This window comes from Streptomyces vietnamensis, assembly GCF_000830005.1.
GTDB lineage: Bacteria > Actinomycetota > Actinomycetes > Streptomycetales > Streptomycetaceae > Streptomyces > Streptomyces vietnamensis.
Window position 1 is genome coordinate 3,566,680 of the sequence record NZ_CP010407.1, and the last position, 26,390, is coordinate 3,593,069.

The 26,390-nt window shown below is 72.9% G+C and carries 23 protein-coding genes; 14 read left to right on the plus strand and 9 right to left on the minus strand.

The features are described 5' to 3' along the window. Positions 1 to 33: 33 nt before the first annotated feature. A complete protein-coding gene (locus tag SVTN_RS15750; protein WP_041129673.1) occupies positions 34 to 2,208 on the minus strand; it encodes an MMPL family transporter in 2,175 nt (724 codons plus the stop codon). Positions 2,209 to 2,306: 98 nt separating this feature from the next. Beyond that, positions 2,307 to 2,879 (minus strand): TetR/AcrR family transcriptional regulator, encoded by a 573-nt coding sequence (locus SVTN_RS15755; protein WP_041129674.1) that lies wholly within the window; start codon positions 2,877 to 2,879, stop codon positions 2,307 to 2,309. A 175-nt stretch (positions 2,880 to 3,054) separates the two neighbouring features. Between SVTN_RS15755 and SVTN_RS15760 the strand changes: the two genes are divergently transcribed. Further along, positions 3,055 to 6,357, plus strand: a complete 3,303-nt coding sequence (locus tag SVTN_RS15760; protein ID WP_041129675.1) for a S41 family peptidase — start codon at positions 3,055 to 3,057, stop codon at positions 6,355 to 6,357. Here SVTN_RS15760 and SVTN_RS15765 read toward each other — a convergent pair. The 5 genes from SVTN_RS15765 to SVTN_RS15785 form a co-directional block, all read right to left on the minus strand. Beyond that, on the minus strand, positions 6,354 to 6,884 hold the full coding sequence (locus SVTN_RS15765) for a GNAT family N-acetyltransferase (protein WP_041133929.1): 531 nt from the start codon (positions 6,882 to 6,884) through the stop codon (positions 6,354 to 6,356). The genes SVTN_RS15760 and SVTN_RS15765 overlap by 4 nt on opposite strands. 120 nt (positions 6,885 to 7,004) lie before the next feature. Further along, positions 7,005 to 7,190: a hypothetical protein gene (locus SVTN_RS15770; RefSeq protein ID WP_041129676.1), complete on the minus strand. Its 186-nt coding sequence runs from the start codon at positions 7,188 to 7,190 to the stop codon at positions 7,005 to 7,007. A gap of 110 nt (positions 7,191 to 7,300) precedes the next feature. Further along, complete coding sequence (locus SVTN_RS15775) at positions 7,301 to 8,191, minus strand: SDR family oxidoreductase (RefSeq protein ID WP_041129677.1); 891 nt, start codon at positions 8,189 to 8,191, stop codon at positions 7,301 to 7,303. Beyond that, positions 8,188 to 9,105 carry an alpha/beta fold hydrolase gene (locus SVTN_RS15780; RefSeq protein ID WP_041129678.1) on the minus strand — a complete coding sequence of 306 codons (918 nt, stop codon included), beginning with the start codon at positions 9,103 to 9,105 and terminating at the stop codon, positions 8,188 to 8,190. Before SVTN_RS15780 ends, SVTN_RS15775 begins: the two co-directional genes overlap by 4 nt. Further along, a complete protein-coding gene (locus tag SVTN_RS15785) occupies positions 9,102 to 10,649 on the minus strand; it encodes a flavin-containing monooxygenase (RefSeq protein ID WP_041129679.1) in 1,548 nt (515 codons plus the stop codon). The genes SVTN_RS15780 and SVTN_RS15785 overlap by 4 nt, the downstream gene beginning before the upstream one ends. Before the next feature lie 254 nt (positions 10,650 to 10,903). Between SVTN_RS15785 and SVTN_RS15790 the strand changes: the two genes are divergently transcribed. Beyond that, the gene (locus SVTN_RS15790) at positions 10,904 to 11,524 is read left to right on the plus strand and encodes a MerR family transcriptional regulator (protein WP_041129680.1); all 621 of its coding nucleotides are present in this window, start codon (positions 10,904 to 10,906) and stop codon (positions 11,522 to 11,524) included. Between the two features lie 17 nt (positions 11,525 to 11,541). On the opposite strand, the gene SVTN_RS15795 is transcribed toward SVTN_RS15790, so the two are convergent. Beyond that, positions 11,542 to 12,345, minus strand: a complete 804-nt coding sequence (locus tag SVTN_RS15795; protein WP_041129681.1) for an exodeoxyribonuclease III — start codon at positions 12,343 to 12,345, stop codon at positions 11,542 to 11,544. Positions 12,346 to 12,395: 50 nt separating this feature from the next. Between SVTN_RS15795 and SVTN_RS15800 the strand changes: the two genes are divergently transcribed. Then, a complete protein-coding gene (locus SVTN_RS15800) occupies positions 12,396 to 12,878 on the plus strand; it encodes a GNAT family N-acetyltransferase (RefSeq protein ID WP_041129682.1) in 483 nt (160 codons plus the stop codon). 81 nt (positions 12,879 to 12,959) lie between these two features. Here the strand turns inward: SVTN_RS15800 and SVTN_RS15805 are convergent, their stop codons facing one another. After that, positions 12,960 to 13,412 carry a GNAT family N-acetyltransferase gene (locus SVTN_RS15805; RefSeq protein ID WP_041133930.1) on the minus strand — a complete coding sequence of 151 codons (453 nt, stop codon included), beginning with the start codon at positions 13,410 to 13,412 and terminating at the stop codon, positions 12,960 to 12,962. A 276-nt stretch (positions 13,413 to 13,688) separates the two neighbouring features. Between SVTN_RS15805 and SVTN_RS15810 the strand changes: the two genes are divergently transcribed. The 11 genes from SVTN_RS15810 (at position 13,689) to SVTN_RS15860 (ending at position 26,390) form a co-directional block, all read left to right on the plus strand. Continuing rightward, on the plus strand, positions 13,689 to 14,417 hold the full coding sequence (locus SVTN_RS15810) for a TauD/TfdA family dioxygenase (RefSeq protein ID WP_041133931.1): 729 nt from the start codon (positions 13,689 to 13,691) through the stop codon (positions 14,415 to 14,417). A gap of 210 nt (positions 14,418 to 14,627) precedes the next feature. Then, positions 14,628 to 15,665, plus strand: a complete 1,038-nt coding sequence (locus SVTN_RS15815) for an AurF N-oxygenase family protein (protein WP_052499139.1) — start codon at positions 14,628 to 14,630, stop codon at positions 15,663 to 15,665. 19 nt (positions 15,666 to 15,684) lie between these two features. Beyond that, complete coding sequence (locus SVTN_RS15820; protein ID WP_218922680.1) at positions 15,685 to 16,968, plus strand: KamA family radical SAM protein; 1,284 nt, start codon at positions 15,685 to 15,687, stop codon at positions 16,966 to 16,968. Beyond that, the gene (locus SVTN_RS15825; protein WP_052499141.1) at positions 16,965 to 18,470 is read left to right on the plus strand and encodes a dipeptide epimerase; all 1,506 of its coding nucleotides are present in this window, start codon (positions 16,965 to 16,967) and stop codon (positions 18,468 to 18,470) included. Before SVTN_RS15820 ends, SVTN_RS15825 begins: the two co-directional genes overlap by 4 nt. Then, positions 18,467 to 19,585 (plus strand): Ldh family oxidoreductase, encoded by a 1,119-nt coding sequence (locus SVTN_RS15830; RefSeq protein ID WP_078908372.1) that lies wholly within the window; start codon positions 18,467 to 18,469, stop codon positions 19,583 to 19,585. Before SVTN_RS15825 ends, SVTN_RS15830 begins: the two co-directional genes overlap by 4 nt. Next, positions 19,582 to 20,820, plus strand: a complete 1,239-nt coding sequence (locus tag SVTN_RS15835; RefSeq protein WP_052499142.1) for an ATP-grasp domain-containing protein — start codon at positions 19,582 to 19,584, stop codon at positions 20,818 to 20,820. The genes SVTN_RS15830 and SVTN_RS15835 overlap by 4 nt, the downstream gene beginning before the upstream one ends. Continuing rightward, positions 20,817 to 22,031 (plus strand): GNAT family N-acetyltransferase, encoded by a 1,215-nt coding sequence (locus SVTN_RS15840; RefSeq protein ID WP_052499143.1) that lies wholly within the window; start codon positions 20,817 to 20,819, stop codon positions 22,029 to 22,031. The genes SVTN_RS15835 and SVTN_RS15840 overlap by 4 nt, the downstream gene beginning before the upstream one ends. Before the next feature lie 6 nt (positions 22,032 to 22,037). Further along, a complete protein-coding gene (locus SVTN_RS15845) occupies positions 22,038 to 22,958 on the plus strand; it encodes a branched-chain amino acid transaminase (protein ID WP_041129683.1) in 921 nt (306 codons plus the stop codon). Further along, positions 22,955 to 23,779 carry a hypothetical protein gene (locus SVTN_RS43220; protein ID WP_052499144.1) on the plus strand — a complete coding sequence of 275 codons (825 nt, stop codon included), beginning with the start codon at positions 22,955 to 22,957 and terminating at the stop codon, positions 23,777 to 23,779. The genes SVTN_RS15845 and SVTN_RS43220 overlap by 4 nt, the downstream gene beginning before the upstream one ends. Beyond that, positions 23,776 to 25,116, plus strand: coding sequence for an MFS transporter (locus tag SVTN_RS15855; RefSeq protein ID WP_052499145.1), 1,341 nt, complete (start codon positions 23,776 to 23,778; stop codon positions 25,114 to 25,116). Before SVTN_RS43220 ends, SVTN_RS15855 begins: the two co-directional genes overlap by 4 nt. Continuing rightward, positions 25,113 to 26,390, plus strand: coding sequence for an ATP-grasp domain-containing protein (locus tag SVTN_RS15860; RefSeq protein WP_052499146.1), 1,278 nt, complete (start codon positions 25,113 to 25,115; stop codon positions 26,388 to 26,390). Before SVTN_RS15855 ends, SVTN_RS15860 begins: the two co-directional genes overlap by 4 nt.

Here is a 26,390-nt window from a genome sequence, read left to right on the forward strand (position 1 = left end):
ACGGAGCGATCCGGCGTACGGAGCGATCCGGCGTCAGACCTTCACGAGGTCCGGCTTCGCGGCACCGCCCTCGCTCGCGGGCGCGGACTTCGCGAGGCCCTCGCCCTCCACGTCCACGTTCGGCAGGAGCCGGTCCAGCCACTTCGGCAGCCACCAGGCCTTGTGGCCGAGGAGCGCCAGCACGGCCGGGACGATCGCCATGCGGACCACGAAGGCGTCGAAGAGGACCGCGACGGCCAGGCCGAAGCCGATCATCTTGACCATCTGGTCGTCCATGCCGATGAAGCCGGAGAAGACCGCGATCATGATCACCGCGGCGGCGGTGACCACCCGGGCGCTGTGCCGGAAGCCGGTCACGATCGCCTCGCCGGGCCGCTCGCCGTGCACGTACGCCTCGCGCATCCGGGTGACGAGGAAGACCTCGTAGTCCATCGCGAGGCCGAAGACGACGCCCACCATGAAGATCGGCATCATCGACATGATCGGGCCGGTCTGCTCGACCCCGAAGAGGCTGCCGAGCCAGCCCCACTGGAAGACCGCGACGACCGCGCCGAGGGCCGCGACCACCGAGAGCAGGAAGCCGAGGGCCGCCTTCAGGGGGACGAGGACCGAGCGGAAGACCAGGGTCAGGAGCACGAAGGCGAGGCCGACGACGAGGGCCAGGTAGGGCACCAGGGCGTCGTTCATCTTCTGCGAGAAGTCGATGTTCATCGCGGTGGCGCCGGTGACGAGGACGTCGTCGCCGGTGGCGTCGCGGATGTCGTGGACCAGGTTCTCGGTGGCGGTCGAGGACGGCCGGTCCTTCGGGACCACGGTGATCATGGCGGCGTCGCCGGCCTTGTTCGGGGTCGCCGGGGTGACCGCGGCCCAGCCGTCGAGGCCCTTGATCGTGGAGACCGTCCGGTCGGCGGTCGCCTTGTCGCCGTCCACGACGACGAGCAGCGGGCCGTTGAAGCCGGGGCCGAAGCCGTCGGACAGCGCGTCGTACGCCCGGCGCTCGGAGGTGGAGGTCGGCTTCACGCCGTCGTCCGGGAGGCCCATCTCCAGGGAGGCGGCGGGCACGGCGATCGCGCCGAGGCCGAGGACGCCGACGATCAGGACCATCAGCGGGCGGCGGATGACGAAGCGGGCCCAGCGGGTGCCGCCGTTGGGCTTGGCGTCCTTCTGGAGGTCGTTCTTCGGTCCCTTGCGCTGCTTGCGGCCGACGACCTTGTTCCCGGCGAAGCCGAGCAGGGCGGGGATCAGGGTGAGCGCGATCAGTACGGCGATCACGACCGTGCCGGCGGCGGCGAAGCCCATCTTCGACAGCATCGGGATGTTGACGACGGCCAGGCCGACCAGGGCGATGACGACGGTGAGTCCGGCGAAGACGACGGCGGAGCCGGCCGTGCCGACCGCGCGGCCCGCGGCCTCCTCGTGGTCCCGGCCCTCGGCGAGCTCCGCGCGGTAGCGGGAGACGATGAAGAGGGCGTAGTCGATGCCGACGGCGAGGCCGATCATCGACGCGAGCGTGGAGGTGGTGGTGCCGAGGTCCAGGACGTTCGCGAGCGCGGTGATCGTCGAGACGCCGATGCCGACGCCGATGACCGCCGTGAGCAGCGGGAGCCCGGCCGCGACGAGCGAGCCGAAGGTGATGACGAGCACGATGCTGGCGAGGACGATGCCGATGGCCTCGCTCGCGCCCTGCTCGGGCATGGTCTGGAGGGCGTCGCCGCCGATCTCGACGGTCAGCCCCTTGCCCTGGGCGTCGTGACCGGCGTCCTTGAGGGCCTCGCGGGTCTCGTCGGTCAGCTCCATCCCGTTGACCTTGTAGGAGACCGAGACGTAGGCGGTGGAGCCGTTCTGCGAGACGGCGTGCGCGGTGTACGGGTCGGTGACCTGGACGATCTGGTCCGAGCCGGACTTGAGCGCGGCGACGGTCTCCTCGACGACGGCCTTGTGCGCCGGGTCGGTCATCTTCTCGCCCGCGGGGGCCTTGAAGACGACACGGGCGGTGGCCCCGTCGGCTCCGGCGCCGGGGAAGCGCTCTTCGAGCAGGTCGAAGGCGCGCTGGGCCTCGGTGCCGGGTATCGAGAAGGAGCTGGAGGTCGGGGTGGGGGCGGTGGCGGCACCGACGCCGGCGAGGGCGAGGAGCGCCACCCAGAGGAGGGCGACGAGCCGGCGGCGCCGGAAGGCGGCGCGGCCCAGCTTGTAGAGGAACGTGGCCACGGGGGCGTACTCCCAGGGTGGGGCGGGACAGGGCATGGGGAGCCGGCCCGACGGCGTGAGCGGTTCGTCGTCAGGTGGAGAGGTGGAGCTTCAGGTGATCAGACGCCGAGTGAGGGGAGCACCACGGCGTCGAAGTAGGCGCTGAGGAAGGCGCGGTCGACCGGCTGATCCTCGATCAGCGGGCGGGCGATGAACGCACCGATCAGCATGTGCGGGACGAGCTTCAGCGCCGGGTTGTCGGCTTTGATCTCGCCCCGGCGGACCGCTCGGCGCAGCACCTCGTCGAGGCCGTTCATCTCGGGTTCGATGAGCAGCTCGCGCAGCGCCCGGTGCAGTTCGGGGTTGGTGTGGACGGCATGGGCGAGACCCCGCATCAGCGCGGCGTCCTTGTCCATCTGGCAGTCGTCGGTGTGGGCGATCATCTCCTGGATGTCGCCGCGGAGCGAGCCGGTGTCGATCTCGGTGATGTCGACCGGCTTGTTGTGCCGCATGGCCCGGGCGACCAGCTCCGGCTTGCTCCCCCACTGGCGGTAGAGGGTGGCCTTGCTGGAGTGGGTGCGGGAGGCGACGGCGTCCATGGTGAGGGCGTCGTAGCCGACCTCACGGAGGAGTTCGAGCACGGCCGCGTACAGCTCGGACTCCCGCTCGGGAGTGAGTCTGCTGCGTGCCATGGCCGGTCTCCGATCCGAACGAAACGGTTTCGTACACCAGGAACGATATACCCACCCCCTCAGCGAAACGAAACCGTTTCGTACGTGTCCTGGGCCACATCGTGCGCGCATTCACAAGGACGCCCGCATACACGTACGAGTTGCCTCACCCCCTCCGCGCGGAAAGCATGAGGAGGTGAGTGACGACGTCGCGTATCTCCGTTTCCCGCACCTCCACGACGACCTGCTGTGCTTCGCCGCCGAGGACGATCTCTGGCTCGCCCCGCTCGCCCCCGAGGGCGAGCGCCCCGACCGGGCCTGGCGCCTCACGGTCGACCGGACGCGGGTCGGGCACCCGCGCTTCTCGCCGGACGGGCGGCACATCGCGTACACGAACTGGCGCAGCCTCGACCCCGAGATCCATCTCGTCCCCATCGACGGCGGCACCGCCCGGCGGCTGACCTACTGGGGCTCCACCGACACCCGGGTCTGCGGCTGGACGCCCCCCGACAAGGACGGCCGCTCCGACATCCTCGCCGTCTCCTCGCACGGGCAGCCCTTCTCGTACTACTCCTGGGCGTACACCGTCCCCACCGACGGCTCCCCCGGCCTCCGCCTGCCCTGGGGCCCCGTCTCGGACATAGCGGTCACCGACGACACCGCGATCACCGGGAACGACGGCGAGCGCCGCAGCCTCCTGCTCACCGGGAAGCCGCCGCACGAGCCGGCCGCCTGGAAGCGGTACCTGGGCGGCGCCACCGGCCGCCTCTGGCTCCACGGCGAACGGCTGCTGCCCGACCTCGGCGGGCACATCGACGCCCCCATGACCGTCGGCGGGCGGATCGCCTTCCTCTCCGACCACGAGGGCATCGGCAACCTCTACTCCTGCCGGCCCGACGGCACCGACCTGCGCCGTCACACCGACCACGACGACTTCTACGCCCGGCACGCCTCCAGCGACGGCCGCCGGGTCGTCTACCAGTGCGCGGGCGAGCTGTGGATCGTCGACGCCCTCACCGCCGACTCCCGCCCCCGCAAGCTGGAGGTGCGGCTCGGCGGCCAGCGCGTCGGCCGCCGCTGCTACCAGGTGCCGGCCGCCCACCACATCGACGCGCTCTCCGTCGACGAGACCGGCCGGGCCTCCGCCGTCTCCGTGCGCGGCAGCCTGTACTGGCTGACGCACCGCGACGGCCCCGCCCGCACCATCATCGACTCCCCCGGCGTCCGGGTCCGGCTCCCCGAGATGCTCGGCAGCGGCGGCCAGGTCGCGTACGTCACCGACGCCGAGGGCGAGGACGCCGTCGAGGTCGCCTATCTGCCGCGCGCCAGCGGCGACCGGCCGCCCCGCAGGCTCGCCTCGGGCGACCTCGGCCGGGTCGAGGAACTCGTCTCCGACCCGGACGGCGAGCGGCTCGCGATCGCCTCCCACGACGGCCGGCTCCTCCTCCTCGACGCCACCGAGGAGTCCAACGGCGAGGTCACCGAGCTGATCCGCTCCGTCAACGGACCCGTCCGCGACCTCGCCTTCTCCCCCGACGGCGACTGGCTCACCTGGTCCCACCCGGGCATCGGCCGCTCCCTGCGCTCCATCAAGATGGCCCGGATCTCGGGCCCCGGCGCCCGCACCGTCGTCGACGTCACCAACGGCCGCTTCGAGGACGAGAACCCGGTCTTCACCCGCGACGGCCGCTACCTCGCCTTCCTCTCCTGGCGGGGCTTCGACCCGGTGTACGACGTGCACACCGGCGACCTGTCCTTCCCGCTCGGCTGCCGCCCCTACCTCGTCCCGCTCTCCTCCGCCACGCCCTCCCCCTTCGCACTGCTCCCCGACGGGCGCCCGGCGGCCGGCGGCCTCGACCCCACGGACGAGGACGCCGAGACCGCCGACGGCACCGTCACCGTCGAGATCGAGGGGCTCCCCGACCGGGTCACGCCCTTCCCGGTCGCCGCCTCCAAGTACTCGGCGCTGCACCCGGTCAGCGGCGGCGGCCTGGTCTGGCTGCGCTGGCCCATCTCGGGCGCGCTCGGCGAGACCTTCGCCAACCCGGCCGACACCTCCGGCAAGCCCACCCTGGAGCACTTCTCCATCACCAAGGCCCGCAAGAGCGAACTCGCCAAGGACCTCGACTGGTTCGCGGTCAGCGGCGACGGCACCCGGCTCGTCGTCGCCGACGACGGCGAACTGCGGGCCGTGCCCGCCACCGAGTCCGGCGACGGCGACTCCACCGTCTACCTGGACCTGCGGCGCATCCTGCACGAGATCGACCCGGGCGCCGAATGGCGGCAGGCCTTCGACGAGGCCGGCCGGATCGTCCGCGCCTACTTCTGGGAGCCCGACATGGGCGGCGTCGACTGGACGGCCGTCCTCGACCAGTACCGGCCGCTCGTCGAACGGGTCGCGTCCCCCGACGAGTTCGCCGACCTGCTCCGCGAGGTCATGGGCGAACTCGGCACCTCGCACGCGTACGTCACGCCCGCCCGCCGCAACGAGGGACCGCCGCACTACCAGCGGCCGATGGGCCTGCTCGGCGCCAACCTCGTGCCGCGGGAAGCCGGTTGGACGGTCAAACGCATCCTCCCCGGCGAGTCCTCCGACTCCAAGGCCCGCTCCCCGCTCGCCGGCACCGGCATCCGCGAGGGCGCCGTCCTCACCCACGTCGACGGCCGGCCCGTCGACCCGGTCACCGGCCCGTACCCGCTGCTCTCCGGCACCGGCGGCACCACCGTCGAGCTCACCTTCACCCCCGCCGAGGGCGAGGGCCGCGCCCGCCGCGTCGCCGTCGTCCCGCTCATCGACGAACGGCCCCTGCGCTACCACGACTGGGTCGCCAAACGCCGTGCGGTGGTACGGGAGCTCAGCGGCGGCCGCTGCGGCTACCTCCACATCCCCGACATGGGCGGCTCCGGCTGGGCCCAGTTCAACCGCGACCTGCGCTGGGAGGTCTCCCGTCCCGCCCTCATCGTCGACGTGCGCGGCAACGCCGGCGGCAACATCAGCGAACTCGTCGTCGAGAAACTGACCCGCAAGATCCTCGGCTGGGACCTCACGAGGAACGCCCAGCCCGTGTCGTACGCCTCCAACGCCCCGCGCGGCCCCGTCGTCGCCCTCGCCGACGAGGCCACCTCCTCCGACGGCGACATGATCACCGCCGCGTTCAAGATCCTCGGCCTCGGCCCCGTCGTCGGGCAGCGCACCTGGGGCGGGGTCGTCGGCATGACCGGCCGCCACCGGCTCGGCGACGGCACCCAGATCACCGTCCCGATGAACGCGGCCTGGTTCCCCGAGTACGGCTGGTCCCTGGAGAACCACGGCGTCGAACCCGACCTCGCGGTCCTGCGCACCCCCCTCGACTGGGCCGAGGGCCGGCACGCCCAGCTCGACGACGCGGTCCACATCGCCCTCGCGCTCCTCGACGAGACCCCCGCGGCGAGCCCCCCGGGCTACGAGTCACTGCCGGACCGCTCCCGCCCGAAACTGCCCCCGAGGCCCGACGCCTAGGGCCTGTCCGACCCTGAACCGCCGGACAGGCCCCGGACGGTCGTCAGGTCCAGCTCGTACGCGGTGCACGGCTCGCCGTCGAGCGTCATGCCGCCCACGGCCCCGAACCCGGCCCGGGCGAGCACGGCGCTCGACGCGTCGTTGCCCACGGTCACGACGGCGGTCAGCCGGCTGAGCCCGTACTCCTCGACGGCCAGCCGGCACACCTCCCGCACCCCGCGGGTGGCGAGCCCCCGCCCGGTCGCCTTCTCGGCGAGCCGGTAGCCGAGCTCGGCGCTGCCCGCGTCGGCGTCCACCTCGACGAGGTTGACCCGCCCGACGATCTCCCCGCCCTCGGCGACGAGCACGTGGAAGTGGATCTCGCCCGCCTCCTGCGCCTCGATCAGCTCCCGGAGCCGGGCGTCGAACTCCTCGAAGTAGGCGTCCCCCCGGTCGGGCACGCGCGCGGCGAAGTACGCCCGGTTCTCCCGCTCGAAGGCGAGCAGGGCGGGTGCGTGGTCGGGTCGGAGTCGCTCAAGTACGGCCATGGCGATCACCGTACGAAGATCCGGCCCCTCGGACGTACAGCTTTTCGGTCCCTCACGGCCGGCCACGGCAGAAGGCGCACCCGGGGCCCCGGGTGCGCCTTCCTCAAGGACGGGCCGACGTCAGGCGTCGTAGTCCATGTCGAGACGGTCCTGCTCCTCCTGCTGGGCCCGGCGGGTCTCCTCGTCGGCGCGCCCGCGGCCCTGGGAGGCACGCTGGGAGGCCTCGTCCTTCGCCTTGCCGGCGGCCTGCTTGGCCTTCTCCGCCGCCTGCTTGGCCTTGTCCTTGAACTGGTCCTGCATGCCCATGGAAGTTCACTCCTAGAAGGGGTGCGAGGGGGGTCGGGGCGATGTGCCCCTCGGGCTCGACCAGCCTCGCACGAGCGAACACTCCACGCATTTCGATCGGTTACGGACGGCTACCGCGCCGAGGAACCCTCCGCCCGCGCCTGCTCGTCCGCAGCCCCGCCCGCACCCACCAGCCCCTTGGAGACCGAGCTCAGGCGCGGCTCGAAACGCCGCATCTCGCGCTGCCCGACCGTGGCGATCAGGCTCGGCAGGTAGCCGCGGACCGACTGCATCCCGCGCAGCCACCACTGTGCGTACACATGGGCCGAGCGCCGCTCGATGCCCGCGACGATCCGGTCGACGGCCGGGCCGAGGGGGTACGTGCGGTTCGAGGGCCACGGCAGCCGCTGCCGCAGCTCCTTCATCACGTCGTCCTGGTCCGCGCCCCGCACCATGTCCGTGTCGGTCCAGGACAGATAGCCGACGCCGACCTTCACGCCCTTGTACGCGACCTCGGCGCGCAGGCTGTGCGCGAAGGCCTCGACGCCCGACTTGGAGGCGCAGTACGCCGTCATCATCGGGGCGGGCGTGATCGCGGCGAGCGAGGCGATCTGGAGGAAGTACCCGCGCGACTCCATGAGGACCGGCAGGAACGCCCGGCCCGTCACCGCGCCGCCGATCAGGTTGACCTCGATGACCCGCCGCCAGGCGACCGGGTCGGAGTCGACGAACGGACCGCCCGCCGCGACACCGGCGTTGGCGACGACGATGTCGACCTTCCCGAACCGTTCCTTCACCTCGGCCGCGACCCGGGCCATCGCCTCGTGGTCGGTGACGTCGGCGTGCCACCAGTCGGCCTCGGTGTGCAGCCGCCCGGCGACCTCCTTCAGCTGCTCCGGCTCCAGACCGACCAGCGCGATCTTCGCGCCGCGCGCGGAGAGCTTGCGGGCGAGGAGCTCCCCGACCCCGCGGGCCCCGCCGGTGACGACCGCGACCTGTCCTTCCAGGCTCACCCTGCTCATGCCCCTGCCTCCTCGTTCTCCTTGACGCCCAGGTACGTCAGGGTCAGTTCGCGGATCTGCGCGGTGACGGCCTCCGGGGCCTCCACCGGTGTCATGTGGCCCATGCCCGCCAGCGTGACGAGGCCCGTGCAGTGCGGCAGCGCCTCCGCCATCGCATGGGAGTGGACGGGCGGAGTGAGCCGGTCGGCGGTGCCGACGAGGACGGCCACCGGCAGCCGCAGCTCCCGGAGGCCCGCTTCGAGGTCGAGCCCGGCCAGGACCTGCGACCAGCCGTGGCGGGCGCCGCGCGGGCAGGCGTGCACGATCCGGGCACAGGCCTCGACGCGCTCCGGCGCCGAACCCGGTCCCATCGTCGCGTACCTCAGGACCTTCTTCGAGACGGCGTTCACCGGGCCGAGCGGCGCCTTCGCGCCGAGGACGGCCTTGGTCAGCCGGCTGCGCAGCCCGCCGGGCCCGAGCGGGACGACGGTGGCCTCGGCGGTCAGCCGCGAGGGGCCGGTGGAGCAGAGCAGGACGGCGGCGGCGTGCTGCCGGAAGCCGGGCCGCCGTGCGGCCGCCATGACCGTCATGCCGCCCATGGAGTGGCCGGCGATCACGGCCCGCTCGCCGGGACCGAGGGTGGCGGCGAGCACCGCCTCCAGGTCGTCGGCGAGCGCCGTCGTGGAGTAGCCCGCGCCGCCGGTCGCGGCGGGCGCCGGGGAGCGGCCGTGGCCGCGCTGGTCGTAGGCGATGACCCGGTGGTCGGCGGCGAGGGCCCGTATCTGCTCGGTCCAGAAGGCGATCGAGCAGGTCCAGCCGTGGGAGAGGACCACGGCGGGCGCGCCCTCGGGGCCGTACACCTCGACGTGGATCGGGGAGCCGTCGGCGGAGACGGCGGTGAGCGCGCGGGGCGCGGGAAGGCTCTGGAGCGTCACTTGGCGGTCTCCTTCTTCCGGGAGGTACGGGCGGACTTCGGGGCCGGCTCGGGCTTGGGCGCCGGCGCCGGCCTGGGCGCGCGGATCACCTCGTACTCGGAGAGGTCGACCTGCCGGGTCTCGCGCCGGAACTCGGCCGTGGTGCCCGGCCACAGGGTGGTGTTGCGGCCGTTGGCGTCGAGGTACCAGCTGTTGCAGCCGCCGGCCTTCCAGACGGTCCGCTCCATCCGGGACTGGACCTTGCGGTTCCAGGCGTTCACGGCGGAGGGGCGGACGGCGAGGGCGGTGCGGCCGCCGAGGATGTCGATCTGGCGGAGGTAGTCGGCCATGTAGTTCAGCTGGGACTCGATCATGAGGATCATGGAGGAGTTCCCGAGGCCGGTGTTCGGCCCGATGATCATCATGAGGTTGGGGAAGCCGCCGGCGGTGGCCCCGCGCAGCACCTTGACCCCGTCCTTCCAGGACTCGGCGAGCGTGTGCCCCTCGGCGCCGACGACGCGGGACGCGATCGGGATGTCGGTGACGTGGAAGCCCGTGCCGAAGACGATCGCGTCGACCTCGGTCTCGGTGCCGTCGGCGGCGATCACGGTCGAGCCGCGGACCTCGCGGAGCCCGGAGGCGACGACGTCCACATTGGGCTGGGCGAGCGCCGGGTAGTACGTGTTGGAGAGCAGGATCCGCTTGCAGCCGATGCGGTACGAGGGCGTCAGCTTGGCCCGCAGCTCCGGGTCCTTGATGGAGCGCGCGATGTTGGCCTTGGCGAGCTTCTCGACCAGGCCGAGTTCGTTCGGGTGCTTGGTGAAGGCGCCGACCTGCAGCTCGCGGATGCCCCAGAGGAGGCCCCGGCGCAGGGTCGCCGTGGCCGGGAGCGTGCGGTGGAGCCAGCGCTCGGCGCCGCTGATCGAGCGGTCCATGCGGGGCATGACCCACGGGGGCGTGCGCTGGAAGAGGGTGAGCCTGCCGACCTCGCGCTGGATCTCCGGCACGATCTGGATGGCGGAGGCGCCGGTGCCGACCATGGCGACGCGCTTGCCGCGCAGGTCGTAGTCGTGGTCCCACCGCGCCGAGTGGAAGACCTTGCCGGGGAAGTCGGCGAGGCCCGGGATGTCGGGGATCTGCGGGTCGGAGAGCGGCCCGGCGGCGGAGATGAGGACCTCGGCGCTGAAGGTGCCGCCGCTGGTCTCGATCTCCCAGCGCAGCGCCTCCGCGTCCCACTCCGCCCGCAGCATCTCGTGGTTCAGGCGCAGGTGCGGACGGATCCCGAAGGTGTCGGTGACGTGCTCCAGGTAGGCGCGGATGTGGCGCTGTCCGGAGAAGGTCCGGGGCCAGTCCGGGTTGGGCGCGAAGGAGAAGGAGTAGAGGTGGGAGGGGACGTCGCAGGCGCAGCCGGGGTAGCTGTTGTCGCGCCAGGCGCCGCCCACGGAGTCGGCCCGCTCCAGGACGACGAAGTCGGTGATCCCCTCGCGGCGCAGCCGGACGGCGGCCCCGATGCCGCCGAATCCCGACCCGATCACCGCCACCCGTACGTGCTCGTGCTTCGCCATGCCGCCTCCCGCGCGCCCGGCCAATTACGCCAGCAATCACTGGCACAGTCGGGACTGTAGAGCAGCTCCATACCGAGCGGTAGGGGTACGGCGAGGGAAAGTTACCGGCGGTACAACTTAGGCTGGCGGGTGTGGCAGAAGGATCACGTCCCGAGACGGACGCACAGGACGACCCGCGCGAGCCGAACGCCGGCGTACCCGCGCCCCACACGGGCGGGCCGGCCGCGGGCACACCCGCGCCCCGCGAGTACCGCATGGAGGAACTCGCCTCCGCCGCCGGCATCACCGTGCGCACCCTGCGCTTCTACCGCGAGCGCGGCCTGATCCCGCCGCCCCGCCGCGAGGGCCGCATCGCCTGGTACGACGACAACCACCTGGCCCGGCTGCGCACCATCGCCGCCCTCCTGGAGCGCGGCCACACCCTCAACGGCATCGCCGACCTCACCACCGCCTTCGAGAGCGGCCGCAACGTCCGCGAGGTCCTCGCCCTCCCCGCCCCCTCCGAGGAGGAGCCGGTCCGCCTCACCCCCGAGGAGCTCGCCGACCACTTCGCCGGCGAGGTCACCGCCGAGAACCTCGCCGCCGCCCTCGACCTCGGCTACCTCGTCACCGACGGCGAGGAGATCGTCCACATCAGCCGCCGACTGCTCGACGTCTCCGCCGCCCTGGTCCGGGAGGGCGTCCCGCTCGCCGAGGTCCTCAAGGCGGGCGCCCGCGTCCGCGAACACGCCGACGCCCTCGCCGAGCTCTTCACCGAACTCCTGCGCGCCCACGCGAAGGACGACGACCTGTGGCGGCTGCGCCCGCTGGCGAAGAGCGTGGTGGAGGCGGAGCTCTCACTGGCACTCGACAGGCGGCTGCGCGAGACCCCCTGACGGCCCCGCGCCCCGCCCTAGAGCTCGTAGACGGCGGTCACGGGGGCGTGGTCGCTCCACCGCTCGGCATGGGTGGCGGCCCGCTCGACGTAGGCCTTGACGGCCTTGGCGGCGAGCCCGGGGGTGGCGATCTGGTAATCGATCCGCCAGCCGCTGTCGTTGTCGAAGGCGCGCCCGCGGTAGGACCACCAGGAGTAGGGCCCCTCCTGCTCGGGGTGGAGCGCCCGCACGACGTCGACGTAGCCGCCGTCGCCCTCGTCGAGGACCCGGCTCAGCCATTCCCGCTCCTCGGGCAGGAAGCCGGCGTTCTTCTTGTTGGACTTCCAGTTCTTGAGGTCGGCCTCGCGGTGGGCGATGTTCCAGTCGCCGCAGACGACGACCTCGCGCCCCTCGGCGGCGGCACGGGTCCTGAGCTCCTTGAGGTAGGGCAGGAACTCGCTCATGAACCGGTACTTCTCGTCCTGGCGCTCGGTGCCGACCTCGCCGGAGGGCAGGTAGAGGCTGGCGACGGTCACGCCGGGCAGGTCGGCCTCGACGTACCGGCCGCTGGAGTCGAACTCGGCGGACCCGAAGCCGATCCGTACGGCGTCGGGCTCGCGGCGGGTGTAGAGGGAGACGCCGGCGCGCCCCTTGGCGGCGGCGGGGGCGTGGACGGTGAACCAGCCCTCGGGGCTGCGCACCTCCTCGGGCAGCTGCGCCTCCTCGGCGCGGACCTCCTGGAGGCAGACGGCGTCGGCGGAGGTGCCGGCCAGCCACTCGACGAAGCCCTTCTTGGCGGCGGCGCGGAGACCATTGACATTCGCGGTCGTGACAGTGAGCATCCCGGGAGAATACCGACACCTTCCCGTCGCATACATGTACGATCCACCGTATGAACATCCAGCCCACGCCCTATGACCACCCCGACGCCGTCAAACTCAACGACGCGGTCCAGGCGGAGTACGCCGTCCGCTACGGCGACGAGGAGGGCGACGCCACACCCCTGGACCCCGGGATGTTCGTCCCGCCCCACGGCCTCTACCTCCTCGCGTACGACTCCGAGGGCCGGCCGGTCGCCACGGGCGGCTGGCGCACCCAGGACGAGAACGACGAGGGCTACGCGGACGGCGACGCCGAGCTCAAGCGCATGTACGTGATCCCCGAGGCCCGCGGCCTGGGCCTGGCCCGCCGCATCCTCGCGGCCCTCGAAGCCGACGCCCGCGCCGCCGGCCGCACCCGCATGGTCCTGGAGACGGGCACCGCCCAGCCGGAGGCGATAGCCCTCTACACCTCCAGCGGCTACGAGCCCTGCGCCAAGTTCGGCCACTACCGCGACTACCCCAACAGCCGCTGCTTCGCGAAGCCGCTGACCTGACGCCCCCGCCGAGCCGGCGCCCCGGTCCAAGGGCACCCTCGCCGTACGGCCGTCTCTCGGACGGCATGGCGAACGGGCCTGTCAGAGCTGCAACTTGAATCCCACGTGCGAGCCCGTGAAACCCAAGCGCTCGTAGAAGCGGTGGGCGTCGGTGCGGGCCGAGTCCGAGGTGAGCTGCACCAGTTGGCAGCCCTGGCGGCGGGACTCGTCGACGGCCCACTCGATGAGCTGGGCGCCGAGGCCGTGGCCGCGCTCGGAGCTGTGGATCCGTACACCCTCGATGATCGAGCGGGTCGAGCCCTTGCGGGACAGCCCCGGAATGACCGTGAGCTGGAGGGTGCCGACGACCTCGCCGTCGCGATCGGCGACGACCAGCAGCTGGTTCGGATCGCTTTGCAGTCGCTCATATGCTGACAGATAGGGAGTCAGATCGTCCGGTGACTCACGAGTAGCGCCCAGTGCGTCGTCCGCGAGCATGGCAACGATGGCTGCGATGTCGTCCCGCACTGCGGGACGGATACCGATAGTGGTCATACGCCGCATGCTAACCAGACGCCCCATGCAGCAACCGACTACTCGACCGGATGCGAATCAGGCCCATTCAGACCCGGTTCACCTGGGGAAATGCCTGACACTGAAGCAGGTCGGAAGCCCTTTGGTTCCCGTGATTTATCTCACAACTAGAGACGTTGCGCCCCCGCCCGCCCCTCCCGGAGGATCACCCGGGGATGCGCCGGGGGGGCTCGATCTCGACCGGGTCACCGGACCGCCACCCGGCCGTAAGGTCAACTGAGGATGGGGGAATCCTTCATGTCTACGGCCCTTGATGTTCACACTCGGGAACTTGCCGAGCAGGGGTACACGCTGCTCGAGGGAATCACCACGGACGAAGAGGCGGCCGCTGCGGTCGGCGTCTTCGGTGAGCTGGTCCCGCAGTACGACGGCTCGCTGCGCTACCAGGTGAAGGCCGCCCCGGGATTCGAGGAGCGCCGCTACTCCAAGAGCGTCAACACGATCCTGGTGCACACCGAGGCACCGGGCTGGAACCCGCCGCCCACCTATCTGGCCCTGCACTGCCGGGTCCAGGCCACCTGCGGCAGCGGGCACACCGAACTCGCCGACATGCGGCAGTTCGTCGCCTCGCTGCCCGAGCGCGACCGGGCCGCGCTCTACGAGCACACCATCGACTGGATCGGCCACAACACCGGAGGCGTCGGCACCGAAGGCGTGCGCCGCCCGGTCGTCGAGGTCACCGACGGCGGCCAGGAGGTCCTGCGCTTCAGCTACAACCTGCTGACCACCGGCCAGTACGACCCGCCGGTCGACGCCTCCGTCGACCCCGACCAGCTGCCGCTCGGCAGCTTCGGCATCCACCTCGCGGAGCAGGCCGAGGCCTTCTTCCGGGAGAACCGCGTCTCGGTACTCATCCCCGAGAACCACGTTCTGGTCTGGGACAACCAGCGCATGGTGCACGCGCGTTCCGCCTACACGGACAAGCGGCGCCACCTCACCCGCTACTGGATCGCCGCCCAGCGCTGACCCGCGACCGGCCGCCGCCGGCCCGTACCGCCGCCGGCTGCCCAGCGCTGACCCGTACCGAAGCCGGCTGCCGAGCGCAGACCCGTACCGAAGCCGGCCGACCGCGCGCCGTCGCGCCCGCAGTGGGCCGTCCAGGCACTGCGGCCCGCGCCGACACGGCAGCGGCTGTCACCAGTCCACCGACATTGACACCACGTGAGGCCCAGAACCATGGCTGACGACCGGAACGAACCGGCTCAGGACGAAGAGTTCCCCACCGGACTGCCGGAGGAGCTCAGGGGACTGCCCGAGGGCGTGCCCCGCCACAACCCCGACGACCAGATCGAGAGCGCCGTCATCCGCCGCCTGGTCGGCAACTGGCAGCGCCGCGCCACCGTCAAGCGCGACGAGCCCAACCTCGACGAGCTCTTCGAGCTCGACCGGCCGGACTACCCCGAGCGGATCCTGCCCTTCCGCGACCACCCCACGTTCCGGGCGCTGGACCCGGAGAAGAAGACCCAGCTGCTCAGCTGGGCCTGGATCGCGTACAACCGGCACACCATCATGGCCGAGCAGAAGGTGGCCAACCCCGCCTTCGCCCTGGTCATGGAGGGCGAGTACCCCGAACTCCAGGACGAGGCGCTCAACATCTCGCTGGCCCAGGCCATGGTCGACGAGCAGTACCACACGCTGATGCACCTCAACGCCAGCGCCGTCACCCGGCGCAAGCGCGGCTGGGCGATGCCCGACCACGAGCTGCCGATCTCCCACACGGCGCGCGAGCACCTGCGGCTGCGCGAGAGCGCGAGCGAGCGCTGGGAGGCCTCGCTGACCACCCTCGCCTTCGCGACGGTCTCCGAGATCTCCATCAACGCCTACCTGGACCTGCTCGCCGACGACCCGGACATCCAGCCGATCAACAGCAGCACGGCCAAGCTGCACAACCGCGACGAGTACTGCCACGCCTCGATCTCCGCCGTGCTGGCCGAGGTCGTCCACGACCGCCTCGACGAGAAGAAGCAGCGCTTCTTCCGCGACATGCTCTTCGAGGGCCTGGAGGCCTTCGTCGCCACCGACTACACGACGTGGCACCGGATCATGGACCTCGTCGGCGTCGAGGGCGGCCACGAGATGCTCCAGGACTGCCAGGCCGAGCAGAGCCGCAGCCGCCTCGTCCGCGACTACACCGGCCTGCACACCCTGATCGAGCGCATGGGCGTCCAGGACCTCGTCGAGTTCGACTGGTCCAAGTCCCACGTCGCACGCTGAGCGGGAATCGAGAAGCCTGGTGAAGCACTACGCGAACGAGCGCCTCGCGCAGCTCGCGCGGGACCGCGGCATGCCGGACGAGTACGTCCGCGACCTGCGCGTGGTCGCCGGCGTCCTGCCCTTCAAGGTCAACGAGTACGTGGCCGACGAGCTGATCGACTGGTCGGCGGCGCCCGACGACCCGATCTTCCGGCTCACCTTCCCCCACCGCGACATGCTGCCCGCGCCGGTCTTCGACCGGATGGCGGCGCTGCTGGACGCCGGGGCGCCGCGCGCCGAGCTGCGCGAGGCCGCCACCGCCGCCCAGCGGGACCTCAACCCGCACCCGGGCGACCAGCTCGAGGCCAACGTGCCCACCCTGGACGGCCGCCGCCTCGACGGACTCCAGCACAAGTACGCCGAGACGGTGCTGGTCTTCCCCTCCCAGGGGCAGACCTGCCACTCGTACTGCGGCTACTGCTTCCGCTGGGCGCAGTTCGTCAGCCAGGAGGAGCTGCGCCAGGCGCTGCGCGACCCGGCGGACCTCACGGGCTACCTGGCCCACCACCCCGAGGTCACCGACGTGCTGTTCACCGGCGGCGACCCGATGATCATGCGGACCGACGTGGTACGCCGCTGGGTCGAGCCGCTGCTCGCACAGACCCCGTCGGTGCGCACCCTGCGGTTCGGCACCAAGGCGCTGTCGTACTGGCCGCAGCGGTTCACCACGGGCCCGGACGCGGACGACCTGCTGCGGCTGCTCGAACAGTGCGTCGCACAGGGCCGGCACGTGGCCCTCATGGCGCACTTCTCGCACCCGCGGGAGCTGGAGACGGACCAGGTGCGCGAGGCGATCGCCCGGATCCGCGCCACCGGCGCCGAGATACGGGCGCAGGCCCCGCTGGTCGCGCACGTCAACGACGACCCGGCCGCCTGGTCGCGGATGTGGCAGCTCCAGGTCGAACTGGGCGTCATCCCCTACTACATGTTCGTGGAGCGCGACACCGGGGCGAGCAGCTACTTCGGCCTGCCCCTCGCCCGCGCCCTCGACATCTACCGCGAGGCCGTCCGCGGCGTCTCCGGCCTGGCCAGGACCGCCCGCGGCCCGGTGATGTCGGCCGCACCCGGCAAGGTCATGCTGCACGGCACCACGGAGGTGGCGGGCGAGAAGGCGTTCGTCCTCAGCTTCCTCCAGGCCCGCCGGCCCGATTGGGTCGGGCGGCCGTTCTTCGCGGCGTACGACGAGCACGCCCAGTGGTACGACGAGCTCAAGCCGGTCTCCTTCGGCACCACCCTGCCGGCGTACGCAGGGGAGCAGTGGTGAGGCTCCACGTCCACGAGATCCGCCTCACGGACCACGACATCTGGCGCAGCGCCCGGGAGGCGATCCCGGTGCAGCCGGGCGTGCTCGTCGAGCTGACGGCGGGCGGCCGTTCCGGCTTCGGCGAGGCCTCGGCCTTCATGACCGACCGCTACAACTCCTCGCTCGACGCGCTGCACGCCTCGCTGCGCTCCGTCGCCGGCGTCCTGCGGGAGCTGCCGGCCGACGACCCCGAGGGCGCCTGGTCGGTACTGGCCCCGCTGCTGGCCGACTCGCCGTTCGCGCTGGCCGCGCTGGACGTGGCCGCGCACGACCTGGCGGCCCGGCTGGCCGACGTACCGCTGTGGCGGCGGCTGGGCGCCGACGAGCCCGGGGAACTGCACTCCAGCTACAGCATCGGTCTTGACGAGCCCGATGTGATGGTGCGCAAGCTCCTTGACCGACCGGGCTGGCCCGCGTACAAGGTCAAGCTGGCCGCCCCCGGTGACCTGCACATCCTGAAGGCGCTGCGCGAACACACCGACGCACCGTTCTTCGTCGACGGGAACTGCGGCTGGGAGCCCGCCGCGACGGCCGCCGCGCTCGGCGCGATGGCCGAACTCGGCGTGACGCTCCTTGAGCAGCCCTTCCCCCGCGAGTCGTGGGCGGCGGCCAAGGCGCTCAAGGAGACGTCCCCGATCCCGGTCTACGCCGACGAGAGCATCACCGGGCCGCACGACCTCGACGCCTGCGCCCAGGCGTTCCACGGCGTGAACCTCAAGTTGATGAAGGCCGGGGGTGTCACGCCGGCCCTGCGGATGCTACGCGCGGCACGGGCCGCCGGCCTCGGCACCATGCTCGGCTGCATGCCCGAGTCCAGCGCGGGCGTCTCCGCGACGGCCCACCTGGGCCCGTTCGTCGACCACCTCGACGCCGACAGCATCGCGCTCCTGGCTGTGGACACCGGCACCGGCGTCCTGCTGGACGACACGGGCCGCATCACGCTGCCTCCGGCGGCCGGCACGGGCTTCGTGCCCGAGTACCGGGGACCGGCCTTCACCGTGCGTCCCGCGGCGGCCGGCCAGGCCGGATGGGACGGCGACGAGCTGTCCGTACACCGCGACGGCACGGCGCTGGCCTCGGTACGGATCCGGCGTCGGCCGGTGCCCGACCGGGCCCCGGCGGACACGGTCCGGCAGCTCGACGTGCTGCCCGCGCCGTCCGCGGACCCGGCGACCGCCGAGGAACTGGCGGCGCTCGTCCGCGGAGCGGTGACGCGCGCGGTCGCCGACGGGGCGGACACCGTCTGGCTCCGGACCGGACACGACGGCACCCGGGAAGCCTGCCTCGCGACCGGCTTCCACGCCCTGCCGGGTGGCGCCGGACATGACGGCGGCAGCGCTTACGACGGCGACGGCCCCGACGGCGGCAGCGATCTCGACGGCGACCGGCCCGGCGACGGCACCCTCCCGGACGGCCACGGCCCGTCCTCCCTCATGCTCTGGAAGGCGAACCGACCCGCATGACCCACGTGCACGACGTGCAGCACCCCACGGCCGCCGGGGAATCCGCCGGCAGCGCGGCCCCGGCCGCGCCCCTGCTCCCGGCCGCCACGGCCGTGGCCCTGGCCGAGACGGCCCTGACCGGCGCCGGCCTGTCCGCCGAGGACGCCGGGGAGGTGGCGCGGGCCCTGACCGAGACGTCACTGCGCGGCATCGACACCCATGGCCTGCGGCTGCTGCCGCAGTACCTCGACGAGTTGGCCGACAAGATCGCCACCGCCCGTCCGGAGATCCGTACCGTCCGGGACAGCGGCGCGGCCGTGATGCTCGACGCCGACGGGGCGCTGGGCGTGGTGGCCGGCCTGGCCGCCGCCCGGATCGCAGCCGAGCGGGCCCGCAGCCACGGCGTGGCCGCGGTCGGCGTCCGCAACTCCAACCACTTCGGCGCGGCCTCCGTCTACAGCCGGTACCTGGCCCAGGAGGGCCTGGTCGGCATCGTCACCACCTCCGCCGCCTCGCGGGTCGCCCCCTTCTCCGGGACCGAACCGCTGTACGGCACCAACCCGTTGAGCTTCGCCGCCGCCGTCGAGGGCGACGAGTTCGCCCTCGACATGGCGACGAGCCAGGTCTGCTTCGGCGAGATCAAGGAGCGCCGCAAGCAAGGCCGGGCACTGGACCCCGGCTGGGCGACCGACGCCGAGGGCCGCCCGGCCACCGACCCCGAGCAGGCGTACGCGCTCTCGCCGCTGGGCGGCTACAAGGGGCAGGGCCTGGCCATGGTGGCCACCCTGCTCGGCGCGGTGCTGACCGGTTCGCCGGCCGACTGGGAACTGGAGCACATCGGCGCGTCCACCCCCGGCCGCAGCCGCGGCATCGGCCACCTGATCGTCTGCCTGGACCCGGCCGCCTTCACCGGCCGGCAGGACTTCGAGGCGGGGCTCGCCGGCATGCTCGACACCACCCGCGGCACCCGGCCCGGCGCCGATGCCGAGCAGCCCGTCCAGGTGCCCGGCGACCCGCAGCGGCGGATCGCCGCCCAGCGCACGGAGCTGGGCATTCCGCTGGATCCGCACACCGCTTCGGCCTTCGCGGCGCTCGCCGCGGAGCAGGGCGTGGCCTGGCCGGAGGTGTCGGCATGATCCTCGTCCTGCTCAGCCCGCGCAACGCGGGCCTGCCGTTCGCCGAGTGGCTGCGCGAGAAGTCGGGCCGACTGCTCGCCGTCACCGCGGAGGGCGTGGACCCCGGGCCCGGCTTCGCCGAGGTCGAACGGGTCCCGGACTACACCGACGACGCCGCCGTCCTCGACGCCGCCCGGCGGATGGCCGGCCGGCACGCCGTCACGCGCGTACTGGCCCTGGCCGAGGCGGACGTGGAGCGGGCCGCGGCGCTGCGCGCCGGACTCGGTCTGCCCGGCCAGCTCCCCGAAAGCGCCCGCGCGTACCGCGACAAGGTGCTGATGAAGGAGCTCGCGGCAGAGGGCGGGGTGGCGGTGCCGCCGTTCGCGGCGGTCGCCTCCGCGGCCGACGTCGAGGCGTTCATGGCCGCCCACCCGGGCCCGGTCGTGGTCAAGCCGCGCGGCGGATCCGGTTCCACCGGCGTCGCGGTGCTGCACGACCCGGCGCGGATCCCGGAGCTGGCCGACCGGTTGACCGCCGGGGACCACGAGGTCGAGGGGTACGTCACCGGTCGCATGTGTCATGTGGACGCGCTGCACGTCGGCGGGGAGCCGGTGGTGTGCGTGCCGTCCGTCTACACCGACGGCGGCTGCCTGTCGCACTGGACCGACTCCGGCAACGGCAGCTGGACGCTGCCCGCCGACGACCCGCTGTACGAGCGGCTGGTCGCGGAGACCTGGAAGCTGGTCGGTGCGCTGCCCGCCGCCCCCGCGCTCTTCGTGCACGCCGAGTTCTTCGTGACGGACGCCGGCGGGATCGTGCTCTGTGAGATCGCCGGCCGGGTGGGCGGCACCCCGATCCCGGCCATGCTGGAGGCCCTGCTCGGTCTTGACCCGCGGCACCTGTGGGCCAGGATCGAGTGCGGGCTGCCGGTGGACCTGGACGCCGTGCGCGCGCACGCCGCCGCCGCGCCGCTGGTGGCCAACTTCGGCCTGCCGCCGCGCGACGGTCGCATCGTCCGGCTGCCCGCCGAGGCGCCGGACGGGACACGGGAGTTCACCGTCCTCGCCCGACTCGGCGAGGACTGGGGCGGCGCCCGGTACGCGGGCCGCAAGTCCGGCGACTTCATCGCGACCTGGCTGGTCGAGGCGCAGGACGCCGGGGAACTGCTCGCCCTCCTCGACAAGACGGGCGCGGCGGCGGAAGCGGCGTTCGGCTGGGAACCGGCGGGCGCCGAGCCCGAGGGGGCGTCCCGGTGAGCGACCTGACCGCGGAGGTCCTGCACCCTGACCAGCGGCCCACCGCCGCCGCGTTCCCGGCCCTCGCCGCGCCCGCGGTGTTCTGGGAGGACGACCGCTGGTGGCGCTTCACCGAGCGCACCGACCTGCACGAGGTCCGCTACCTCGCCGTACGCGAGTCCGGCGAGCTGGTGGCCCTCGCCCCCCTGCTCGTCACCCGCGACGGCGGCGGGCTGCTCTTCTACGACACCCCGAAGATGACCGGCGAGCTCAACGCCTTCGGCGCCCCGGAGCTGCTGGCCCCGGCCGAGCGGGCACGCTGGGACGAGCTGGGCGGCAGCCTGGCCGAGGCCCGCCGCGGCCAGTACCCCTCCGTGGCACTGGCCGTGTTCGGCTCGCACCACGGCATCGTGCACGCCACCGGCCGCGACACGGCCGGCCGGGCGCGGGTCCTCGCCGAGCTGCCGCGCCTCCTGGACGAGGCCGCGGCCGAACTCGGCTGCCGCAGCAGCTCCCTGCTGTACGCCACCGACGAGCAGGCCGCTGTTCTCGGCCCGGCGGCGGAGGCCCGCGGCCACGTCCCGGCCGTGCTCGGCGCCGAGTCCGTCCTGCGGCTCGACGCGCCGGACTGGGACGCGTACCTGGCGGGCCTGGCCAGCCGCAAGCGCAGGCGTGCCCACCGGGAGCTGGGCGAGTACGCGGAGGCCGGCTTCCGCACCGTGGTCCGTGAGGGACCGGAGGCGCTCTCGGACTCGGTCGTCGACCTCCAGGTCGCCCTGCGCGCCAAGTACGGGCTGCCCGGCGGACGGCCCCGCGTCCAGCGGGACTTCGACGCCATCCGCGAGACGGTCGGCGACAGCTGCCTCGTGCTGAGCGCCGAACGCGACGGCGAGACCCTCGGCTTCGTCCTGTACCTGCGGGCCGGCCGGGCCCTGTACGGGCGGACGGCGGGCTTCGACGACGACCGGGCCAGGGGCGTCTACTTCGCCCTCACCTACCACGAGACGATCCGCTGGGCACTGGCCCACGACGTGCGCGAGATCTGGTACGGCCTCGCCGCTTACGACGCGAAGAAGCTGCGCGGCTGCGACCTCGAAGCGCGGCACGGCTGGTTCCGCTTCACCGGCGAGGGCCGCGCGGAGCTCGACGAGACCGTACGCCTGCAAGGGGCGAGCGAGCGCGACCGGCTGCTCGGCCTCGGGCAGGACAGCACCACCTCACAAGGAGACTGAGCAGACATGCCACTGACCCCGACCCCCTTCATCTGGATGGACGGCGAGCTGGTCCCCTGGGACGACGCGAAGGTGCATGTGCTCACGCCGAGCCTGCACTACGGCTGGGGCGTCTACGAGGGCATCCGCGCCTACGCCACGGACTCGGGCCCGGCCGTGTTCCGGCTGCGCGAGCACATCGCGCGGCTGCGCGACTCGGCGCGCGTGTACCTGATGGAACTGCCCTGGACCGACGAAGAGCTGGTCTCCGCGGTGCTCGAACTGGTCCGGATCAACGGCCACGAATCCTGCTACATCCGCCCCATCGCCTACCTGGGTTACGGCGAGATGGGCGTCGCGCCGCAGCTGGACGCGGTGAAGATGTCGATCGCGGTGTGGCCCTGGGGCTCGTACCTCGGCGACAAGGCCGAGGCGGAGGGCTGCCGGCTGATCGTCAGCAACTGGCAGCGCAACTCCCACCAGACGGTGCCGCCGCTCGCCAAGGCCACCGGCGCCTACGTCAACAGCGCGCTCGCCAAGGTGGGCGCGCTGCGTGCCGGATACGACGACGCGCTGATGCTGACCGCGACCGGACACGTCGCGGAGGCCTCGGCCGCCAACCTGTTCCTGGTGCGCGACGGCGCCCTGGTCACGCCGCCGGTCAGCGACGGGGTCCTGCCGGGCATCACCCGTGACAGCGTCATCACCATGGCCCGCGACCTGGGCCTGCAGGTGACGGAGCGGAGCATCCCGCGCAGCGAGGTCTACATCGCGGACGAGGCGTTCCTGACCGGGACCGCCGCCGAGATCGTGCCGGTCGCCTCGGTGGACGAGCGCCCGCTGGGTGCGGGCGGCGTCGGCCCGGTGACCAAGCAGCTGCGCGACCTCTTCCGTGACGTGGTCGGTGGCCGGCACGACGGGTACGCGCGCTGGCTGGAGCGGGCGTGAGCGCGGTGGAGGCGACCGTGGAAGCGGGTGCGGCCGCCGCGGCCGCCGCGCTGGAGAACGCCACGCGGCGGCTGCGGACGGTACTGGACGCACCGGAGGCGGGCGAGGCCGGTCCGGCCGGTGCCTCTGCCTGGCGGGCCTCGCTGGACGAGGAGCTGTGCGACCGGCTGATCGACCTGGCGGCCGCCCGGGCCTGGGCCGCGCATCAGGCGGCCCCGGCCGGCGGGCAGGACCCGGCTCCGGCGGCCGACGTACTGCGCGGGTGCGCGCTGTGGGCCGTGGAGACGGACACCGCACGCGTCCTGGCCATGACCGGAACGGGCCGGTCCGCGACGGACGCCGACGCGCCGGACGGCACCGCACGTGCCGCCGTGGCGGCGCACGGCCAGGTGGCGGCCCTGGTCACCGCGCTGGCCGCGGCCGAGGTGTACGACGGGGTGCGCGATCGGCTGCGTACCGCGCTGGGCCCGTGCCCGGCCGGCCGGGCGGCCGCCGCCTGGGAGATCGCCGAGTCGGCGCTGTCGGGCCTGGGCACCACGCGGGACGAGTGGGTCGGGGCCGACCCGGCGCACACCGCCGCCGGCGGCTGGGTGCTGGTGGACCGCATCGGCCGGCTTGCGCTGGCCGTGGCTCTGCTGTCGGCCGCCCCGGCGTACCTGGACGAACAGGCCGAGGCCTGCGTCAACGCGGCCCGCCGGTACACCTGGAACCACCTGCGCCAGCCGGCCCCGGAGGCCGCCACAGCCGTCCACGTACGGCGTACCGCCGAACTGGTCGACTGGATCGCCGGATCCGCGTCCGCGGAACGGAGCGGCGTATGAGCGGGCAGCCGAGCGGCACGAAGGAGGAGGAGCAGCGCGCGGCCGGCCGGATCGCCGGCGCGCTGCTCGCCATCCTGCCCAAGACACCCGCGGGACGCCGGCTTGCGGCCGGCGCCGCGGTCGACTCGGTCGGCTCGGGCATGTTCCTGGCCGCCTCCACCCTGTACTTCGTCACGGTCGTCGGCCTGCCCGCCGCCCGGGTCGGCCTGGTGCTGTCCGTCGCCGCGGTGGCCGGGCTGCTCAGCCCCGTGCCGCTCGGCCGGCTGGCCGACCGAGTGGGTCCGGTACGGGTGTACGTCGCCCTGCTGACGCTGCGCGGCCTCGGCTACGCCGGATTCGCACTGATCGACGACTTCTGGCCGTACGCCGTGCTCACCTGCGTACTCACCGCTCTGGACCGTGGCTGCTCGCCCCTCCAGCAGGTGGTGGTGGGCATCGTCGAGGGCGGGCAGAACCAGACCCGGACGATGGCCTCCATCCGCTCGGTGCGCAACATCGGCCTGACCGCGGGCTTCCTGCTCGCGGGCGCGGTCCTCGCGATCCAGGAACGGGCGGCGTTCGTCGCGCTGTTCCTGGCGAACGCCGCGACCTTCTGGGTGATCGCCGCCGTGGTGGAGCAACTGCGCCGCCGGGCCGCGGCCGTGCCTCCGCCGGCCCCCGCACCGCAGGCGGATGCCGCCGAGCCTCAGCCCACAGCGGTCCGCAGCCCCTTCCGGGACCTGCGGTTCATGCTCTTCACCGTCTCCAACGGCGTGCTGTCACTGCACGACTCGGTGCTCTTCGTGCTCCTGCCGCTGTGGCTGACCACAGCCACCGACGCACCGTCCTCGGCGGTCTCGGTGCTGCTCGCGGTCAACACCGTGCTGACCGTGCTGCTCCAGGTGTACGTGGCCCGGTTCGCCGAGACCACCGCGGGCGCCCTGAGACTCGTACCCGTCGCCCTCGTCCCGCTGCTGGTCTCGTGCGCGGCGTTCGCCGGCGCCGAGCACGTCCCGGTGTGGCCCGCCGCGGCCTGTGCGGTACTCGCCGTGGTGCTGCTGACGGTGGGCGAGAACCTGCACTCGGTCGCCGTGTGGAACCTGTCGTACGAGCTGTCGCCCGCGCCGGCCCGGTCCCGCTACCTGGCCGCCTTCAGCCTGGGGATGACCGGCCAGCAGATCGTCGGCCCGGTCCTGATGACGGGCGTGCTGCTGCCGCTGGGCACGGCGGGCTGGGCCGTGCTCGCCGCGGTGTTCGCGCTGGCCGCCGTGGTGGTACGGGCCACCGGCGCGCCCCGCGCGACGCCCGCCCCGGCGCTCTCTTCCCCTTCCAGTTCTCCCAGCGAGGTGACCCCATGACAGAACACGTACTGATCGTCGGCGGCGGCAGGGAAATCCCCGGCCTGATCCGCGACGCGGGCGGCCCGGACGTCGTCACGACCATCCTGTGCCGGATGGACTTCGTCCCCAAGATCCGCAAGCCCGGGCAGCACGACCGGGTGCTGGCCCTGCGCAGCGACGCCCCCGACGCGGAGTGGATCGCGCTGGCCGCCGCCGTCCACGAGAGGCAGCCCTTCACCCGCGTGGGCACCTTCGGCGAGCGGGACCAGGACCGGGCCGCGGCGGTCGCCGCGGCCCTGGGCCTGCCCTGTCACTCGCCGCAGACCATCGCGTATGTCCACGACAAGGACGCGATGCGCCGTCGGCTGGCCGAACTCGGCGTGGACGAGACCCCGGGCGGGCGGGTCGCCGACGTGGCCGAACTGCGGGCCTTCCTCGCGCAGCACGGCACTCCGTGCGTGGTCAAGCCGGTGCAGGGAGCGGGCAGCTTCGGCGTCTCCGTGGTCCGCAGCGCCGAGGAGGCGGAGGCGGCCTTCGCCCGCGCCGCGGCCGACTTCGAGGTCATCCCGGACGCGGGCGTGCTGGTGGAGCGCTTCCACGAGGGCCCGCAGTTCAGCGTCGAGGCCTTCTCCGAGGACGGCGAGCACGAGATCCTCGCCGTGACGCGGAAGTTCTCCGACCCGGTGGGCTTCGTCGAGCTCGGCCACGTCGTGCCCGCCGAACTGTCCCCCGAGCAGACCGACGCGGTGCACGGGTACGTGCGGCGGCTGCTCGATGCCCTCGACATCACGTACGGCGTCACCCACACCGAGGTCGTGCTGACGGCGGCCGGACCCCGGGTCATCGAGACCCACGTCCGACTCGCCGGCGACGAGATCCCGTACCTGGTTCACGACGTCACCGGAGTCGACCTGGTGGACTGCGTGGTGCGCCAGACGCTGGGACAGCCGGTCCTTGCGGACATCCGCAAGACGCTGGCCGACCCGTCGGTGGACCGCAGCCCGGAGGCGATCTGGTTCGCCGTCCCGCAGGCCCGCGGCACCCTCGCGCGGATCGGCGGCCTGGACGAAGCCGCCGCCCGGCCGGGCGTGGTGGCCGCCGAGGCCCTGCTCGACGCCGGCGACGTGCTGGGGGACCTGGACAGCTCGGAGTCCCGGGCGGCCTTCGTACGCGCCCGGGGTGCGGACGCGGCCGAGGCCGTGGAGCGCGCCCGGCAGGCCGTGGCGGCGCTGGAGTTCGAGGTCACGGTGTCCGGTGACGGTGCGGCCGGCGGCGCGGGGGACTGGATCTGA